Annotated in this window: 14 protein-coding genes; 9 read left to right on the top strand and 5 right to left on the bottom strand. The window is 60.9% G+C overall.

Translation table 11 applies throughout. From position 1 onward, the window contains the following. The first annotated feature begins 112 nt into the window (after nt 1-112). Entirely contained in the window at nt 113-1702 is a 1590-nt protein-coding gene (locus HAT86_RS07435) for a 2-isopropylmalate synthase (RefSeq protein ID WP_167195224.1), read from the top strand. A gap of 141 nt (nt 1703-1843) precedes the next feature. Here the strand turns inward: HAT86_RS07435 and HAT86_RS07430 are convergent, their stop codons facing one another. After that, nucleotides 1844-3751 (bottom strand): acyl-CoA synthetase, encoded by a 1908-nt coding sequence (locus HAT86_RS07430; RefSeq protein WP_167195221.1) that lies wholly within the window; start codon nt 3749-3751, stop codon nt 1844-1846. A gap of 129 nt (nt 3752-3880) precedes the next feature. Further along, the gene (locus HAT86_RS07425) at nt 3881-4948 is read right to left on the bottom strand and encodes a zinc ABC transporter substrate-binding protein (protein WP_167195218.1); all 1068 of its coding nucleotides are present in this window, start codon (nt 4946-4948) and stop codon (nt 3881-3883) included. A 119-nt stretch (nt 4949-5067) separates the two neighbouring features. Here HAT86_RS07425 and HAT86_RS07420 point away from each other — a divergent pair, with 119 nt between their 5' ends. The 6 genes from HAT86_RS07420 (at nt 5068) to HAT86_RS07395 (ending at nt 10315) form a co-directional block, all read left to right on the top strand. Next, on the top strand, nt 5068-5550 hold the full coding sequence (locus HAT86_RS07420; protein WP_167195215.1) for a transcriptional repressor: 483 nt from the start codon (nt 5068-5070) through the stop codon (nt 5548-5550). Then, entirely contained in the window at nt 5547-6320 is a 774-nt protein-coding gene (locus tag HAT86_RS07415) for an ATP-binding cassette domain-containing protein (RefSeq protein WP_167195212.1), read from the top strand. Before HAT86_RS07420 ends, HAT86_RS07415 begins: the two co-directional genes overlap by 4 nt. After that, nucleotides 6317-7126 carry a metal ABC transporter permease gene (locus HAT86_RS07410; RefSeq protein ID WP_167195209.1) on the top strand — a complete coding sequence of 270 codons (810 nt, stop codon included), beginning with the start codon at nt 6317-6319 and terminating at the stop codon, nt 7124-7126. The genes HAT86_RS07415 and HAT86_RS07410 overlap by 4 nt, the downstream gene beginning before the upstream one ends. Before the next feature lie 158 nt (nt 7127-7284). Beyond that, the gene (locus HAT86_RS07405; RefSeq protein ID WP_167195206.1) at nt 7285-8307 is read left to right on the top strand and encodes an extracellular solute-binding protein; all 1023 of its coding nucleotides are present in this window, start codon (nt 7285-7287) and stop codon (nt 8305-8307) included. A gap of 136 nt (nt 8308-8443) precedes the next feature. Then, entirely contained in the window at nt 8444-9334 is an 891-nt protein-coding gene (locus HAT86_RS07400; RefSeq protein ID WP_167195203.1) for a cation diffusion facilitator family transporter, read from the top strand. Nucleotides 9335-9358: 24 nt separating this feature from the next. Beyond that, nucleotides 9359-10315 carry a cation diffusion facilitator family transporter gene (locus HAT86_RS07395; RefSeq protein WP_167195200.1) on the top strand — a complete coding sequence of 319 codons (957 nt, stop codon included), beginning with the start codon at nt 9359-9361 and terminating at the stop codon, nt 10313-10315. Here the strand turns inward: HAT86_RS07395 and HAT86_RS07390 are convergent. Further along, nucleotides 10282-11223, bottom strand: a complete 942-nt coding sequence (locus HAT86_RS07390; RefSeq protein WP_167195197.1) for a hydrogen peroxide-inducible genes activator — start codon at nt 11221-11223, stop codon at nt 10282-10284. The two genes, HAT86_RS07395 and HAT86_RS07390, sit on opposite strands and share 34 nt — an antisense overlap. A gap of 174 nt (nt 11224-11397) precedes the next feature. Here HAT86_RS07390 and katG point away from each other — a divergent pair, with 174 nt between their 5' ends. After that, the gene (gene katG, locus HAT86_RS07385) at nt 11398-13572 is read left to right on the top strand and encodes a catalase/peroxidase HPI (protein WP_196780547.1); all 2175 of its coding nucleotides are present in this window, start codon (nt 11398-11400) and stop codon (nt 13570-13572) included. A 317-nt stretch (nt 13573-13889) separates the two neighbouring features. On the opposite strand, the gene HAT86_RS07380 is transcribed toward katG, so the two are convergent. Together HAT86_RS07380 and HAT86_RS16995 are read right to left on the bottom strand one after the other, a co-directional pair. Beyond that, a complete protein-coding gene (locus HAT86_RS07380; RefSeq protein ID WP_167195392.1) occupies nt 13890-15794 on the bottom strand; it encodes a sensor histidine kinase in 1905 nt (634 codons plus the stop codon). A gap of 611 nt (nt 15795-16405) precedes the next feature. Then, nucleotides 16406-16537, bottom strand: coding sequence for a hypothetical protein (locus HAT86_RS16995; RefSeq protein ID WP_269204305.1), 132 nt, complete (start codon nt 16535-16537; stop codon nt 16406-16408). A gap of 123 nt (nt 16538-16660) precedes the next feature. Between HAT86_RS16995 and HAT86_RS07375 the strand changes: the two genes are divergently transcribed. After that, nucleotides 16661-16850 (top strand): hypothetical protein (locus tag HAT86_RS07375; protein WP_167195191.1); only part of this gene is annotated, 190 nt, incomplete at its 3' end.

Here is a 16850-nt window from a genome sequence, read left to right as displayed (position 1 = left end):
CTTTCGGCCTGCTACTCCTAAGCCGCCTCTGAGCGTGCCGTTCCCGGCGCGACCGCTCAGAGGATGTGCCTGATTTCGCGCCATAGGCTTAGGATAACCAACGAGTTCCCAAATGACTGACCAGACCAAAACCACCGCCCCGGATCAGGGCAAAGACCGCGTCGTTATTTTCGACACCACGCTGCGCGACGGTGAACAAAGCCCCGGCGCCACCATGACCCACGAGGAAAAGCTGGAAATCGCGGCGATGCTTGACGACATGGGCGTCGACATCATCGAGGCCGGGTTTCCCATCGCCTCCGAGGGTGACTTCCGCGCCGTGTCCGAGATTGCCAAGCAATCGCGCGATGCCACGATTTGCGGGCTGGCGCGCGCGAATGTGAAAGATATCGACCGCTGCTGGGAGGCGGTGAAACATGCGCGTTCCCCGCGCATCCACACCTTCATCGGCACCTCGCCGTTGCACCGTGCCATTCCCGACCTGACCCAAGATGAAATGGCCGACCGCATCCATGAAACCGTGACCCATGCGCGCAACCTGTGTGACAACGTGCAATGGTCCCCGATGGATGCCACCCGGACCGAGTGGGATTACCTCAAACGCGTCGTGGAAATCGCCATCAAAGCAGGCGCCAACACCATCAACATCCCCGATACCGTGGGCTATACCGCCCCGGTCGAAAGCGCCGATTTGATCCGCCGCCTGATCACCGAAGTGCCGGGCGGCGACGAGGTGGTGTTCGCCACACATTGCCACAACGATCTGGGGCTTGCCACAGCCAACGCGCTGGCCGCTGTCGCTGGCGGCGCGCGCCAGATTGAATGCACGATAAACGGCTTGGGCGAACGCGCCGGCAACACCGCGCTGGAAGAGGTGGTGATGGCCCTGAAGGTGCGCGGCGACATCATGCCGTTTCACACCGGGATCGACAGCCGCAAGATCATGAATATCTCGCGCCGGGTGGCCACGGTCAGCGGCTTTCCCGTGCAATACAACAAGGCGATCGTCGGCAAAAACGCCTTTGCCCACGAATCCGGCATCCATCAGGATGGCATGCTGAAAAACGCTGAAACCTTCGAGATCATGCGCCCCGAGGATGTGGGCCTGACCGAGACCAACATCGTGCTTGGCAAACACTCGGGCCGCGCGGCGCTGCGCGCCAAGCTCAAGGATTTGGGCTATGATCTGGCTGAAAACCAATTGAACGACATGTTCGTGCGTTTCAAGGATCTGGCCGACCGCAAAAAGGAAGTCTACGACGAAGACCTGATCGCGCTGATGCGCGCGGGCGAGGATGACGCCAGTGATCGGCTGGTCGTGAAATCGCTGCGCGTGGTCTGCGGCACCGGCGGCCCCGCCGAGGCCGAGCTGGTCATGACAATCGACGGCGTCGAAAAAACCGCCACCCAAACCGGCGATGGCCCGGTCGATGCCACCTTCAAGGCGGTGCGCGATTTGCACCCCAATGATGCCCATCTGTCGCTCTATCAGGTGCATGCCGTCACCGAAGGCACCGACGCGCAGGCCACGGTCTCGGTCCGGCTGGAAGAAGAGGGCAATATCGCCACTGGGCAATCCGCCGATACCGATACAGTGGTGGCCAGTGCCAAGGCCTATGTCAACGCGCTGAACCGTCTGTTGGTGCGGCGCGGACGTTTGGGCGAGGATCAAAAAGAGATCAACTATAAAGACGTCAGCTAAGGCCCTTTGACACAACAAGAAACCCCCGGTGCCATGTAGCGACCGGGGGTTTTTTATTCGCGTATAAAAGGCCCAGCCTTCTTCTGTTCATAAATATCCCGGGGGGTCCGGGGGGCTGGCCCCCCGGCGGTTGTCAAAGGCTCAGGCGTCTTCGGTTTGCGCCTGATCGGCCCATTCCCACGGGCGGGTGAACTGGCCCAGAACATGGCCCAGCTTTTCCTCGTCCAGCTCGCCGGTTTTCTCAAGCTGGGCGACCAACCCGCGTTTTTTCGAATCGATCACCTGCGTCACCCGTGCGGCCAACCCGGCCTCGTCCAGCGCGGCGTTGTAGATGCGCGTGATGGCGCGTTTGCGCAAATCGGGCTTAAAGACCTTGCCAACGGCGGTTTTGGGCAATTCATCCAACACTTCGACATGTTTGGGGATTGCGGCGCGTTCATGCACGTGAACCTTGCAATGTTCGCGCAACTCATCTGCGGTGGTGGCCCCACCTTCGACCAGTTCAACATAGGCACAGGGAATTTCGCCGGCATGGGCGTCAGGCTGACCGATGGCCCCGGCCATAGCCACGTCGTGATGCGCCATCAGCGCCTCTTCGATGTCTGCGGGGTCGATGTTGTGGCCACCGCGAATGATCAAATCCTTGGCGCGGCCTGTGATCCACAGATAACCATCCGGGTCGATCCGGCCCAGATCGCCGGTGCGCAGATAGGTGTCGTGGTGGTAAAGATCAGCGTTCTTGGCCGCCTCGGTATAGGTATTGCCCGCGTAAACACCGGGATTGGAAATACAGATTTCACCCACCTCATCGGTGGCGCAGTCCACCGGTGCGCCGGCGTCATCGGTTTTGTAGATGCGGACATCTGTATAAGGGAACGGCACCCCGACCGAGCCGACTTTTTTCTGGCCTTCGGGTGGGTTGCACGACACAAGGCATGTGGCCTCGGTCAGGCCGTAGCCTTCGATCACGGTCATGCCGGTGGCTGCTTCAAAGCGGTTGAACAGTTCCAACGGCATCGGTGCCGAGCCGGAAAAGGCGTTTTTCACGGTCGAGATATCGGCATCCACTTTGCGCTGCATCAGGGCGGAAACGGCGGTGGGCACGGTGATCACGAAGGTGGTCTGCCAGCGCTCCAGCAGCTTCCAGAAATTGTCGAACACCCCGTCGCCGCGATAGCCCGCAGGTGTTGGAAACACCACATGCGCGCCCGATTTGATCATCGCCATCAGGATGACGTGGCAGGCAAAGACATGGAACAAAGGCAGCGGGCACATCACGCTGTCTTTTTCCGTGAACAGCAGGGTGTGCCCCAACCAGCCGTTATAGACCATGCCTGCGTAACGGTGCTGCGCCACTTTGGGCATGCCGGTGGTGCCGCCGGTGTGGAAATAAGCGGCGACACGATCCTGCCCGCCATCGTCAAAGCCCAGCGTGATCGGATGCTTGGCCATTTCGGTATTAAAGCATTTCACATCGGCATGGTGATTGCCCGGATTTTTCGGGCGGATCAGCGGCACGATCCAGCTTTTGGGCGGCGTCAGATACCGGTTGAGGTCAATCTCAAGCACGGTGTGCACATGCGAGGCATGGCGCACCGCCTCGGCGGTTTTCTGGGCAATGTCGGTTTTCGGAAACGCCTTGAGCGTGACAACCACCTTGGCGTCGGTCTCGCGCAGGATCGCGCCGATCTGTTCGGGCTCAAGCAGCGGGTTGATCGGGTTGACGATCCCGGCAATGGCCGCACCGATGGTGGCGATGGCGGTTTCCAGCGTGTTGGGCAAAACAAGCGCCACGACATCGGTTTCTTTGATCTTGAGATCGCGGAACAGGTTGGCCGCACGGCAGACCTGTTCGTGAAATTGTTGCCATGTCAGGGTTTGCGACGGATCAGACGCGCCTGATTGCAATTGATAGCTGACGGCGGGGCGGTCGGGAAACGCTTCGACCGTGTCGCGCAGCATCTGGTAAAGCGTGGCAGGACGCTCGCGCGCGTCCCACGATATTTCGTTTTCAATATCAAGCGCATCCTGCCGCGAGGCAAATGTCATTGTCGTGTCCTCCCCGAAAGGCGACCTTTGGTCAGGCCGCATCGTTCCCTCGGGAACCACAATGGGCAGCTTTGCCGCGTGGCGCAAGTTTGACGCTGCGTTTCCAGCCAAGTGCGCGGTCGATTGACGTCACCCTTTGGGAGACAGGCATTCGACCATCGCATCGGCCATATCGCGTAGAAGTGCCGAATACAGCCCAGCGCCCGCCGGATGCGCCAAGCCTTGGGGATCAAGCGTGCCGATGCGCAGCGTGTCAGGGAACACGGTGTCAAGAATCGTGGTGTTGAACTGCGGCTCAGCAAAGGCGCAAACGATGTTTTCTTCCTCGACCAGCGCGCGCAATTCCGCCAGACGCGCCGGGCCGGGATCGGACGCATCGCTGATCGAGATCGCCCCCGCCGCCGTGACGCCAAAGCGGGCCTCGAAATACTGGTAGGCATCGTGAAACACCAAGAACGGCCGGTCGCCCAATGGCGCAAGCTGCGCCGTGATGTCAGCGCTGAGCGCGGCCAAGTCGGACCGGGCCTGTTGCGCGTTGGCCTTGTAAGCCTCTGCGTTGTCGGGATCGAGCTGCGCCAGTTCGGCGGCAATCAGCCCCAGCCAGCGGTCGGCGTTCTGCGGGTCCAGCCAAGCATGTGGGTCGGCCCCGTCATGCGCGTGCGCCTCCTCATGGCCATGGTCGTCGTGATCGTGGCCCCCATGCGCGTGGTCGTCGTGCTCGTCATGGCCGTGGTCGTCGTAATCGTCGTGGCCATGCTCCTCATGGCCGTGGTCGTCGTGATCATCGTGCGCGTGGTCGTCCTGCGCGTCATGGCTGTCGTGACCATGCTCATGCGTTTCAAAGCGGGCACCCTTGCGGCTTGCCAAGGTGATGGTTTCGGGGTTGTCCATTAATGTCAAAACAACCGCATCATCGGCCAAGGTCTCAATCGCCTCGTCCAGCCATGAGGTCAATTCAGGCCCCATCCAGATAACCAGATCGGCCTGATCCAAAGCGCGCGCCTCGGACGGGCGCATCGCGTAGCCGTGTGGCGACATGCCGGGGCGCACGATCACATCAACCTCCCCCACCCCATCCATCACCTGCGCGACCAAAGATTGAATCGGCGCAATGTCGGCCGCAACGCGCGGCGTATCTGCAACAGCGGGCAGTCCAAACGACAGCAGGGCAGCAAGGGCGGTGGCGGGCAGGCGCATTGTCTTCTCCATGTAATAATATAACATATGCAGTGCTTGATAGTTGTAACCATATAACATATCAAGTGGAAAATTCGCCGCCCACCCCAAGACCGCCCGCACTGCCCGGAGATAGCATAATGGATGCCATAGGCTTTGAACGCCACGATCACAGCAGTTGCATCCGTGCAGGGCTGGACACGGTCGAACGCGCCTGCACCGACCGCGGCCTGCAACTGACCCCGGTCAGGCGCCGGGTGCTGGAGTTGCTGCTTGAGGGCCATCGCGCCATGGGAGCCTATGAAATCTTGGATATTCTGCGCGATGAGGGCATGGGCTCGCAGCCGCCGGTGGCCTATCGGGCGCTTGATTTTCTGGTCAGTCATGGCTTTGCCCACAAGGTTGAGCGGTTGAACGCCTTTGTCGCCTGCATGCACCCCGATCAAAACCATACCCCCGCCTTCCTGATCTGCCGCGCCTGCGATGCCGTAGCCGAAGCCCATGCCGACCCCGCGCGCGGCTTTTTGGGTCAAGCGGTGCGTGACACCGGGTTTGTTGTGGAACAGGCCGTGGTCGAGGCCGTGGGCCTGTGCCCTTCGTGCGCCGCCGAGGCCCACGCATGAGCCTGATCTCAACGCAAGCGGTGGGTGTGCAACTGGGCGGCACCCGCATCCTGAGCCATGTCGATTTCGCCATCGACCGCGGCGAGATCGTGACCATCGTCGGGCCGAACGGATCGGGCAAATCGACGCTGTTGCGGGTGATCATCGGCGCGATCAAACCCACCGAGGGGCAAGTGATCAGCGCCCCGGGGCTGCGGGTGGGATATGTGCCACAAAAGCTGCATATCGACCCGACCCTGCCAATGACCGTGGGCCGTTTCCTTAGCCTGCCACGCCGCCACCGCCGCGCGACCATTCGCAAAGCGCTGGAACAGGCGGGCCTGCCCGATCTGGCCAGCCGGCAGATGACCAACCTGTCGGGCGGGCAGTTTCAACGGGTGCTGCTGGCGCGGGCGCTGATGAACTCCCCCGATTTGCTGATTTTGGACGAAGCCACACAAGGGCTGGATCAGCCCGGCGCGGCGGCCTTTTATCAGCGGATCGCAGAGGTGCGCGCAAGCCTTGGCTGCGCGGTGCTGATGGTCAGCCATGATTTGCATGTGGTGATGGCCGCCAGTGACCGGGTGATCTGTCTGAACGGGCATGTCTGCTGTGAAGGACAGCCTGAACACGTGGCGCAGGCCGAAGAATACCGCGCCTTGTTCGGGACCGGCACGCAGGGCGCGCTGGCGCTGTATCGGCACACCCATGATCATGCTCATGATGACGCATCGGGCTGCACGCACGATCACGATCACGACCGCACGAAAGATCACGAGGCCGCGCAATGATGATGCTGGACGATTTCATGATGCGCGCGGCGCTGGCTGGCTTGGGCGTGGCACTGGCCGCCGCGCCCTTGGGCTGTTTCGTGGTTTGGCGGCGCATGGCCTATTTCGGGGATGCCACGGCGCATGCCTCGATTCTGGGTGTGGCGATGGCGCTAGGCTTTGGCGTGTCGGTGTTTGTCGGCGCGCTGGTGGTGGCGCTGATCATGGCGGCCACGGTTTCATCCCTGTCAGGGCGCGGCTATGCGATGGACACCCTGCTGGGCGTTCTGGCGCATTCGGCGTTGGCCTTTGGGCTGGTGGCGGTGTCGTTCCTGCAAGGGGTGCGCATCGACCTGATGGGATACCTGTTCGGCGATATTCTGGCCGTGGGCAAATCCGATCTGGCGGTGATCTGGGGCGGTGCGGTGCTGGTGGTGGCGCTGCTGATCTGGCGCTGGCAAGCGCTGCTGACCGCCACGTTGAACCCCGATCTGGCCAAGGCCAGCGGTATTGATCCACGGGCCGAGCAACTGGGCCTGACACTGGCGCTGGCGCTGGTGGTGGCTGTGGCCATCAAGGTTGTCGGCGTTTTGCTGATTGCCGCCATGCTGATCGTGCCAGCCGCAGCCGCGCGGCCCTTGGCGGGCACGCCCGAACGTATGGCACTGATCGCAGCCGCCCTTGCGTCGGTGGCGGCCTTGGGGGGATTGCCGGTGTCGTTCGTGTTCGACACGCCCACAGGCCCGACGATCGTGTGCATCGCGGCGCTGATCTTTACACTGACAACCGGGGCTGCGGCCCTTGGCCGCGCGACAGCGCGCGGCTGACCTTCCTTAATCACCCAGAAACTCATTGATATCACGGCATTTTTCCACCCTTGACTCGGTCTGACTTTTTTTGTCAGATTTTGACTTGACTGTTTTTATCGGAAATAGATAGGAATGTCTTACTAATTTCGTCAGACAACAAGAAGGATGATTCTGGCATGACCCTGAAAGCCCCCCGCACCCTGATTGCGGCATTGGCCCTGACCGCCGTGACCGCCCCCGCCTTCGCGCAGGAGGTCAACGTCTATTCCAGCCGTCACTACGATTCTGACGATGCACTGTTCAACGAATTCACCGACCGCACCGGAATCACCGTGAACCGGATCGAGGCCAAGGCCGACGAGTTGATCGCCCGGATCGATGCCGAGGGCGACAATAGCCCCGCTGACGTGCTGCTGACCGTGGATGTTGGCCGCGTGGGCCGCGCCGATGAGGCGGGCATCCTGCAATCGTTTTCGTCGGACGTGATCAATGATCGTGTGCCGCCGCACCTGCGCGATCCCGACGGAAAATGGATCGGCGTCTCACAGCGCGCGCGCATGATCTTTTACGCCAAGGATCGCGTCGATACCCCGCCCAAATCCTACGAAGAGTTGGCGCAGCCCGAATGGAAGGGCAAGGTCTGTATCCGGTCATCTTCGAACATCTACAACCAGTCGCTGCTGGCATCGATCATCGAAGCCCATGGCGAAGACACGGCAACCGAATGGGCGGCCGGCGTTGTCGAAAACATGGCGCGTCCGCCCCAAGGTGGCGACACCGACCAGTTGCGCGGCATCGTGTCGGGCGAATGTGATGTGGCGGTGTCCAACCACTACTACTACCTGCGCGGTTATGAAAAGGATGTTGATGGCCTGACCGAAGGTCTGGACAACATCGGCTTTGTCTGGCCCAACCAAAGCGGTCGGGGCGCGCATGTGAACCTGTCCACCGCCGCCAAGGCCGCGCATTCGCCCAATTCGGACGAGGCCGACAAGCTGCTTGAGTTCCTGACTACAGAATTCGCGCAGCAACATTTTGCAGGCCAGAACAACGAATATCCGGCGGTCAGCGGTGTCCCACTTCACGAACGCACCGCGCGTCTGGGCATCTTCATCCCAGACACCACGACCAACACCGCCGTGTTCGGCACCAACGCCAAGGCGGCGCAGACGATCTTTAACAACGTCGGCTGGAACTGATCCCTGCAATCCGTGACGCATGATGCCCTCGCGCCAACCGGCGCGGGGGTTTTTCGTTGGCCGCACCCTTTGGCTTGAGGACTCGCGCCCGGTTCTTTATCCAAGAGGTTCGCCAAGCGCCAACCGGAGGCCCCGCATGTCAGCCACCATGAAACTTGCCGTGGGCAGTCTGATCATCGGCGGCGTTGTGCTGGCGCTGAAGGCGCTTGCGTGGTGGCTGACCGGATCGGTCGCGTTGCTGTCGGATGCGCTGGAAAGCACCGTGAATGTCGCCACGGCGATTGCGGCGCTGGTGGCGATACAGGTGGCGGCACGGCCCGCCGATGCAACCCACCCCTTCGGACACCACAAGGCCGAGTTTTTCAGCGCCGTTCTGGAAGGCGTGATGATCATCATCGCCGCCTTGCTGATCTTGAAAGAGGCGTATCACGGCTTTACCGCTCCGCGCGATATTACCGCGCCGCTTGAAGGCTTGCTGTTGAACGGCGCGGCCACGATCCTGAACGGGGTGTGGGCGTGGCTGTTGGTCACCAAGGGCCGCGCGCTGCGCTCGCCCGCTTTGGTCGCGGATGGGCGGCATCTGTTTACCGATGTTCTGACATCGGCAGGGGTGGCCATGGGCATCGTTCTGGCCATCGTGACCGGATGGTGGATTCTTGATCCGATCATGGCCACGCTGGTTGCGCTGCACATCTTGTGGTCAGGCGGGCACCTGATCGCGCAATCGCTCAGCGGGTTGATGGACGAAGCCCTGCCCGAAGGTGAACTGGCGAAAATCCGCAGTGTGATCTCCGAACATGGTGGCGGCGCGGTCGAGGCGCATGATCTGCGCACCCGTCATGCAGGCCGCGCCACATTCATTGAATTTCACCTTGTCGTGCCCGGCGAAATGAGTGTGTTCGACGCGCATGAAATCTGCGACCGTCTGGAAGCGGCCTTGAAACAGGCCATCGACGAGGCCGAGGTGACCATTCATGTCGAGCCTGAGCACAAGTGCAAGCATAGCGGCATCGTGGTTCTGGACTGAGGCCACACAGCACAAGGGGGCAGCATGGCGCAGGATCACAACGGGCAACACGGTCACCACCATGGCCACGTCCATCTGGACCCCGACAGCGGCGACCGCCGTGTCAGCCTAGCGATCTGGGCGAACGCGCTGCTGACGGTGGCGCAGATCATCGGCGGGCTGCTGTCGGGCAGTCTGGCGCTGGTGGCCGATGCGATGCACAACCTGTCTGACATGGTGTCGCTGCTGATCGCCTTCGTTGCGCGCAAAATCGCCCGGCGGCCCGCCGACAAGGTGATGACCTTTGGCTACGCCCGGATCGAGGTGGTCGCGGCGCTTATCAACTATACCTCGTTGATTCTGGTGGGGGCGTTCCTGCTCTATGAGGGGGCGATGCGCCTGATCGACCCGCCGCAGGTGACCGGTTGGATCGTGGTGATATTGGCGGGCGTCGCGCTGGTGGTTGATGTTCTGACCGCCATGCTGACCTATACGATGCAGCGCGACAGCGTGAACATACGGGCGCTGTTTGTGCATAACCTGTCGGATGCGCTGGCCTCGGTCGCGGTGATGGTCGGCGGCACGCTGATTTTGCTGTATGACTGGCGCATTGTTGACCCGCTGATCACCATCGCGATTGCGGGCTATATTCTGTATCTGGCGTTAAGCGAAATCGGCGGCCCCATTCGGATGTTGATGCTGGGCAGCCCACCCGGCATTGATCCTTCGGACCTTGTGGCCGAACTGCGCAAGATCGACGGCGTGCAGGATCTGCATCATGTGCATTTCTGGCAGATGCAGGAACACAGCGCGTCGCTGGATAGCCATGTCATGCTGAATGCAGCGGGTTGGGCCCGCCAAGAACAGGTCAAATCCGAGATCAAGCAGATCTTGCATGACCGGTTCGGCATCTGCCATTCAACGCTGGAATTTGAACACGCCGACCGCGCCCATGCCGACGCCGCGCTTTACGGCTGCGGCGCGGCGACGGGCAAGGATTGACGGGCATCGTCCAAAACGCCGCCGCGCACCACATCGCGAAACGCGCTGGCAATTTCTGTCAATTGCGGGGCCAGGGGATTGGTCTTGCGCCAGACCATACCGACCGTGCGCATGGGCCGGGGTCGCGGCAGCCGCGCCACCGCCACATGCGCTGAACGGGTTTCGATCGGCACGGCCATTTCCGGGATCAGCGTCACACCGATACCCGCGCCCACCATTTGCACCAGCGTCGACAGCGAACTGGCCTCCATCAAATCACGCGGCACCGAGGGCGACATATTGCAAAACGACAGCGCCTGATCGCGAAAGCAATGCCCCTCTTCCAGCAAAAGCAGTTTCATCTCGCTCAGATGCTCGGGCTTCGGCACCGGCTTTTGTGCGTCTGCCGCCGGGCGGACCAGCACGAAATCTTCGTCAAACAGCGGCATTTCCATCAGGCTCGGCTCGGACACCGGCAGTGCGACAATGGCGGTATCAATCTGCCCATCGGCCAGATCTTCGATCAGGCGTTGGGTGACGGCTTCGCGCGGGCGAATCTCCAACTCGGGGTAAAGCCCGGTCAGATGCTGCACCAAACGGGGAAGCAGATACGGTGCAATCGTGGGAATCACCCCGATCCGCAACCGCCCCACAAGGCGACTTTGCGAGGCGCGGGCCAGATCGCCCAATTCATCGACACTGCGCAAAATCTCGCGCACACGGGCCGCAAAGGATTCGCCCAGTCCGGTCAGGCGAATATCGCGGGTGCCGCGCTCGACCAGCGACGCGCCAAGGATTTCCTCCAACTCCTTGATCTGAACGGAAAGCGCGGGTTGCGATATGGAGCAGGCCTCGGCGGCGCGGCCAAAATGGCCTTGCTGGGCCAGCGCCTCGAAATAGCGCAGGTGTTTTATGGTCAGGCTTTTCATAACCGCTACCTATCACATTAATTAAAAATTCCAAATTCCTCTTATAGAAAATCTCTGATATGTGGAAGTCAGAGTCGCGAATCCGGTGTTGCTGGGGCGCGACACACGACATTTGCCACGCCACCGAAAATGGACGGCGCGACAAGAGATAGAAGCAATAAACAGGAGACGATCATGGACGGCAACGACATGAACCCAAAGGGCAAATGCCCGGTCATGCACGGCGGCAATACAGCCTCGGGCAACTCCAACATGGAATGGTGGCCCAACGCCCTGAACCTTGAGATCCTGCACCAGCACGACACCAAGACCAACCCGATGGGCCCCGATTTCGACTATCGCGAAGAGCTGAAAAAGCTTGACGTGGACGCCCTGAAAAAAGACCTGACCGCGCTGATGACCGACAGTCAGGATTGGTGGCCGGCGGACTGGGGCCACTACGGTGGTCTGATGATCCGCATGGCATGGCACGCCGCGGGCTCGTACCGTCTGGCCGATGGCCGTGGCGGTGGCGGCACTGGCAACCAGCGTTTCGCGCCGCTGAACTCTTGGCCCGACAACACCAACCTCGACAAGGCCCGCCGCCTGCTGTGGCCGATCAAAAAGAAATACGGCAACAAGGTTAGCTGGGCCGACCTGATCCTGCTGGCGGGCAACGTGGCCTATGAATCGATGGGCTTCAAAACCTTTGGCTTCTCGTTCGGCCGCGAAGATATCTGGCACCCCGAGCTGGACACCTACTGGGGCGCGGAAAAAGAATGGCTGGCCCCGTCGGATGAGCGTTATGCCGACGTGGAAAACCCCGCCACCATGGAAAACCCGCTGGCCGCTGTGCAGATGGGCCTGATCTATGTGAACCCCGAAGGCGTGAACGGCACCCCCGATCCGCTGAAAACCGGCGAGCAGGTGCGCGAAACCTTTGCTCGTATGGCGATGGACGACGAAGAAACCGTTGCCTTGACGGCCGGTGGCCACACCGTTGGCAAATGCCACGGCAATGGCGATGCCGAGTTGCTGGGCCCCGAGCCCGAAGCGGCGGACGTCGAAGAGCAGGGCCTTGGCTGGAACAACCACACCACGCGCGGCGTTGGCCGTGACACCGTGACCAGCGGCATCGAAGGCGCATGGACGACCCATCCCACCAAATGGGACAATGGTTATTTCCACCTGCTGCTGAACTACGAGTGGGAGCTTAAGAAAAGCCCCGCAGGTGCATGGCAGTGGGAGCCCGTGGACATCAAGGAAGAGGACAAGCCGGTTGACGTCGAAGACCCGTCGATCCGCTATAATCCGATCATGACCGATGCCGACATGGCCATGAAGATGGACCCCAAGTATCGTGAGATTTCCGAGCGGTTCTACAAGAACCCCGAAGAATTCGACGATGCCTTCGCCCGCGCATGGTTCAAGCTGACCCACCGCGACATGGGCCCCAAAGCCAACTACTTTGGCCCCGAAGTCCCGCAGGAAGACCTGATCTGGCAGGATCCGATCCCGGCCGGCGCGACCGACTACGATGTCGCCGCCGTCAAAGCCAAGATCGCCGAAAGCGGCCTGTCGCTGTCGGATATGGTGGCCACCGCATGGGACAGCGCCCGCACCTTCCGTGGTTCGGACCTGCGCGGCGGCGCCAATGGCGCGCGCATCCGTCTGGCACCGCAAAAAGACTGGGAGGGCAACGAGCCCGAGCGTCTGGCCCGTGTTCTGGGCGTGCTGGAAGGCATCGCCGCCGAGACCGGTGTTAGCGTCGCTGACGTGATCGTTCTGGCGGGTAACGTCGGCGTCGAACAGGCCGCCAAAGCTGCCGGGTTCGACATCGAGGTGCCGTTTGCGCCGGGCCGTGGTGACGCCACGGACGAGATGACCGACGCCGAAAGCTTTGACGTTCTGGAACCGCTGGCCGATGGCTATCGCAACTGGTTGAAGAAGGACTATGTGGTTTCGGCCGAAGAAATGATGCTGGACCGCACGCAATTGATGGGCCTGACTGCCCCGGAAATGACCGCTCTGGTTGGCGGTATGCGGGTCATGGGCACCAACTATGGCGGCACCAAGCACGGCGTCTTCACCGACAACGAAGGCGCGCTGACCACCGATTTCTTCGTCAACCTGACCGACATGGCCAACACTTGGAAGCCGGTTGAAAACAACCTCTATGAAATCCGTGACCGCAATAGCGGCGAGGTCAAGTGGACAGCCACGCGCGCCGATCTGGTGTTCGGGTCCAACTCGATCCTGCGGTCCTACGCCGAGGTTTATGCCCAAGACGACAGCAAAGAGAAATTCGTCAAGGATTTCGTTGCCGCTTGGACCAAGGTGATGAACGCCGACCGCTTCGATCTGGCCTAAGCCAGATCTTGGCAGATCCGCCCGGCCATCGCGCCGGGCGGGTTTGGCGGTGGTTGTCCGAATGGCGTAGGCGTTTCAAAACGCCTGACACGCAACCGATACCATGCAAAAAAAGGCCCGGCCGGTTTGCCGGGCCTTTTTCATGTCGGCGCGCGCTGTCTGCCACTTTACACGCGGCACGATGCCGTGATCGCTGACCGGCTTTTCTGCTTGGACAGACTGCAAAACAGGACTTTCCCGCCCCTTCGCGCAAACATGTTGGTGGCGCGCCCAAAAAACCGCTGGCCGCATGCCCTGCGCCACGCCATAGGCCTATGTCACCCCTCTTGGGCGGACGGCAAGGTCACGACAAAGCGGCTGCCCTGCCCTTCGATCGAGTGGACCTCAAGCGTGCCGCCAGTGCGGGTGACAAGCCGTTGACTGATCGACAGGCCCAGCCCGGTGCCTTCGGCTTGTTTCGTGGTAAAAAACGGATCAAATATCCGCTTCTGCGCCTCGGGCGCGATGCCATGGCCTGTGTCCTCTACAGTGATCGTGACACTGTCTTGCATGTCGGCCACACGCACCGTCAAAACGCCGCCCTGCGGCATAGCCTGCACGGCGTTCAGGATCAGGTTGACCAGCACCTGCTGCAATTCCGTCCGCGCCATGCGCACATTGGCCTCGCCTTGCAGATCGGTCGCGATCTCGATGCCGGACACCTCGGTCTGGTGACGGGTCAAAACAAGGCAATCGCGCACCACATCGCCTGCTGCAAGGATGTTCGAGGCATCCGAATATTCCTCGGGCTTGGCGAATTGCAGCAGCTTGGAAACGATGGCACTGATCCGGTAAACCTGATCGTCGATCAGGGAAAACTCGGTGTGCACCTTGTCGGCTTCCTCGGCCAGCATGGCGCGAGCCACCTCAAGATTACCCTGAATCACCGCTATAGGATTGTTAATTTCATGCGCAACACTCGCGGTGATCTCGCCCACGGCGGCCAGCTTTTCAGACATCACCAATTGCTCGGTGGTCAGTTCCAACTGCCGGTTGGCCTCTTGCAGATCGCGGGTGCGCTCGGCCACCTTGCGTTCAAGGCGTTCGGCCCAATCGCGCAACTGGCGGTCGCGCTCTTGCACCTGATCCAGAAGGGTATCCAGATGCCCGGCCACTTGCGAGATCTCGCCGCTGTCCGCCTCGGGCGCGTTGCGGGCTGACATATCGCCCGCCTCGACCCGTGCAATCGTCTGGGTCATACGTTCCAACGGCAAGAAAATGCGGCCCGCCCAGCTCAGGAATATCGGCACCGAGACCAGCGCGATCAACAGGAAAAACCCCACTGCCGTCAGAATGGCGTTGGTCTTGGCCGCCTGAAACGGTGTCTCAAGAAACCCCACATACAACATCCCGACGCGCGCGCCGCGGCTGTCGGTGATTGGCTCATAGGCCGAGATATACCAATCGTTGACCACAAAGGCCCGGTCCAGCCACACCTGCCCTTCGTCCAGAACCCGTGCGCGCACTTCGGCCGAAACACGCGTGCCCAGCGCGCGCACATTTTCAAACAGCCGCACGTTGGTGGACACCCGGACATCCTCCAGAAACAGCGTCGCGGTGCCTTGGCTGCCATTGGGCAGGCTTTGTTCGCGGTAGACAAGGCCATTGATCGTGTCGATGAAATCAAGGTTCCGGTTCAACAACCGCCCCCCCACCAAAGCTCCCCGCGTGCCGTCGGGCAGGCGCACGGGTGCTGCCGAATGGATGATCATCCCGCGGGTTTCAACGGTGCGGTCTGTGGGCACGGCGGCGCGGGTATCGACCAGCGGGATAGCCGCACGCGCGGCCAAGCCGGGGTGCAACGCGTTTAAGTGTTCCGCACCAAGGATATCAACCGCGCTGCGCCAATGTCCCGACATGGCATGTCGGACCACCGGCCAATCGCCGGGCGTAAACCCATCAGGACCTGTGATGCCATCGGTCAGATACAAAAAATCCAGCCCAAGCTGCACGCGCTGCTGATCCAGCAGGGCCTGTCGCGCCGCATCGTTGCCCAGCACATCGCGCAACGCCACCGAGTCGGCCAGCGCGGCCATCCGCTCACCCGATGTGTCCAACAGCCGTTGCAGATACTGGTCGGCAATCGTGAGATCTCCGTTGACCTTTGTGATCAGGATATCGTCGATCTTGCCAGCCCAGCGCAGCATCGAGCCGCCCAGCATCAGCGGCATCAACACAAGCATCGGCAGCAGCGCAATGACCAAAAGCCGGATACGCACCGACGAGAACAGGTGTTTCAATGACAGCACAGTATCAGGGCCTTTGACGGATTTCTCATTTCGACAGCATAACCCTTTGAAGTCATTGAATATCCAAGACTGCCACAGTCTTTCCTATCACAGATTATCGCGAAAACGCTTCAATCAAAATCCCACAAAGCCAACAAAAAGGCCCAAGGCGCTGGCGACGGCAAGTCCACCGCGCGTCACATATGTCCAAGGCCAATGTGTCAAAGCATTCGGGGCCTTCTGGGCCTGAATTGATGCGATGGGTGGCCCCACCCAACGGCATCGCATGTGCCATAATGGTTTCTGAGGACCCGAAGCGAGGGAGGTATTCACCGCAAGAGTTCGCTCTCCAAAAACCGCCCGTTAAAAGAATTGAATCCGCAGCTTACACTCCGATCAAGCAGGAGTTGTTCAACAGAGCAAACCCTACATGCATCCTCAGCCAAAACGGGGTAGTCGCCAAGGGTGGGTCCGCTTTGGGGCTGGGAAAGGTCGATGGTTGGTGCAAGACGAACGGTCGTGCGCGTCGTCAATGAAGTGCGACAGCCAAACCCCGAGAGCAACGTTCAGATCGTCACCTTCGCCACCGCCTCATCGCCATACCACGGCGGCTTCGGCCCAAGCGCCATCTGACTGCCCTTCAGATCGGCCGTTGCTGCGGAGCGGTTCGACAACTTGACCGTGTTGAAATCCCCCATGACGCCGTCGGCCTTGGTGCAGCGTGTCGGCCCCGCCGCCCTGCGCAGGGCTAATCTATGTTAAGGACGCGGCACCATGGGGCACGGTAGGATTGACCTGTTTTCAAAAGACAGGAGATAGAAATGAAACGGCTTTTCCCACTCGGACTGGCGTCGCTCGCCAGCCTTGCCATCCTGGCGCCGGGGGTGGCCGCAGCCGCCGATCTCGCGTTGGTGATCGGCAATCACGACTATCATGTCAATGAGCGTTCAAAACTGACCCGTGTTCAGCGTTTAATTTTGACCCAGCCTATGCGGTGCAAAGCCCCCAGGC

Source organism: Roseovarius gahaiensis, from assembly GCF_011601345.1.
GTDB classification, from domain to species: Bacteria; Pseudomonadota; Alphaproteobacteria; order Rhodobacterales; family Rhodobacteraceae; genus Roseovarius; species Roseovarius gahaiensis.
This window is presented reverse-complemented; position numbering and strand designations above follow the sequence as displayed.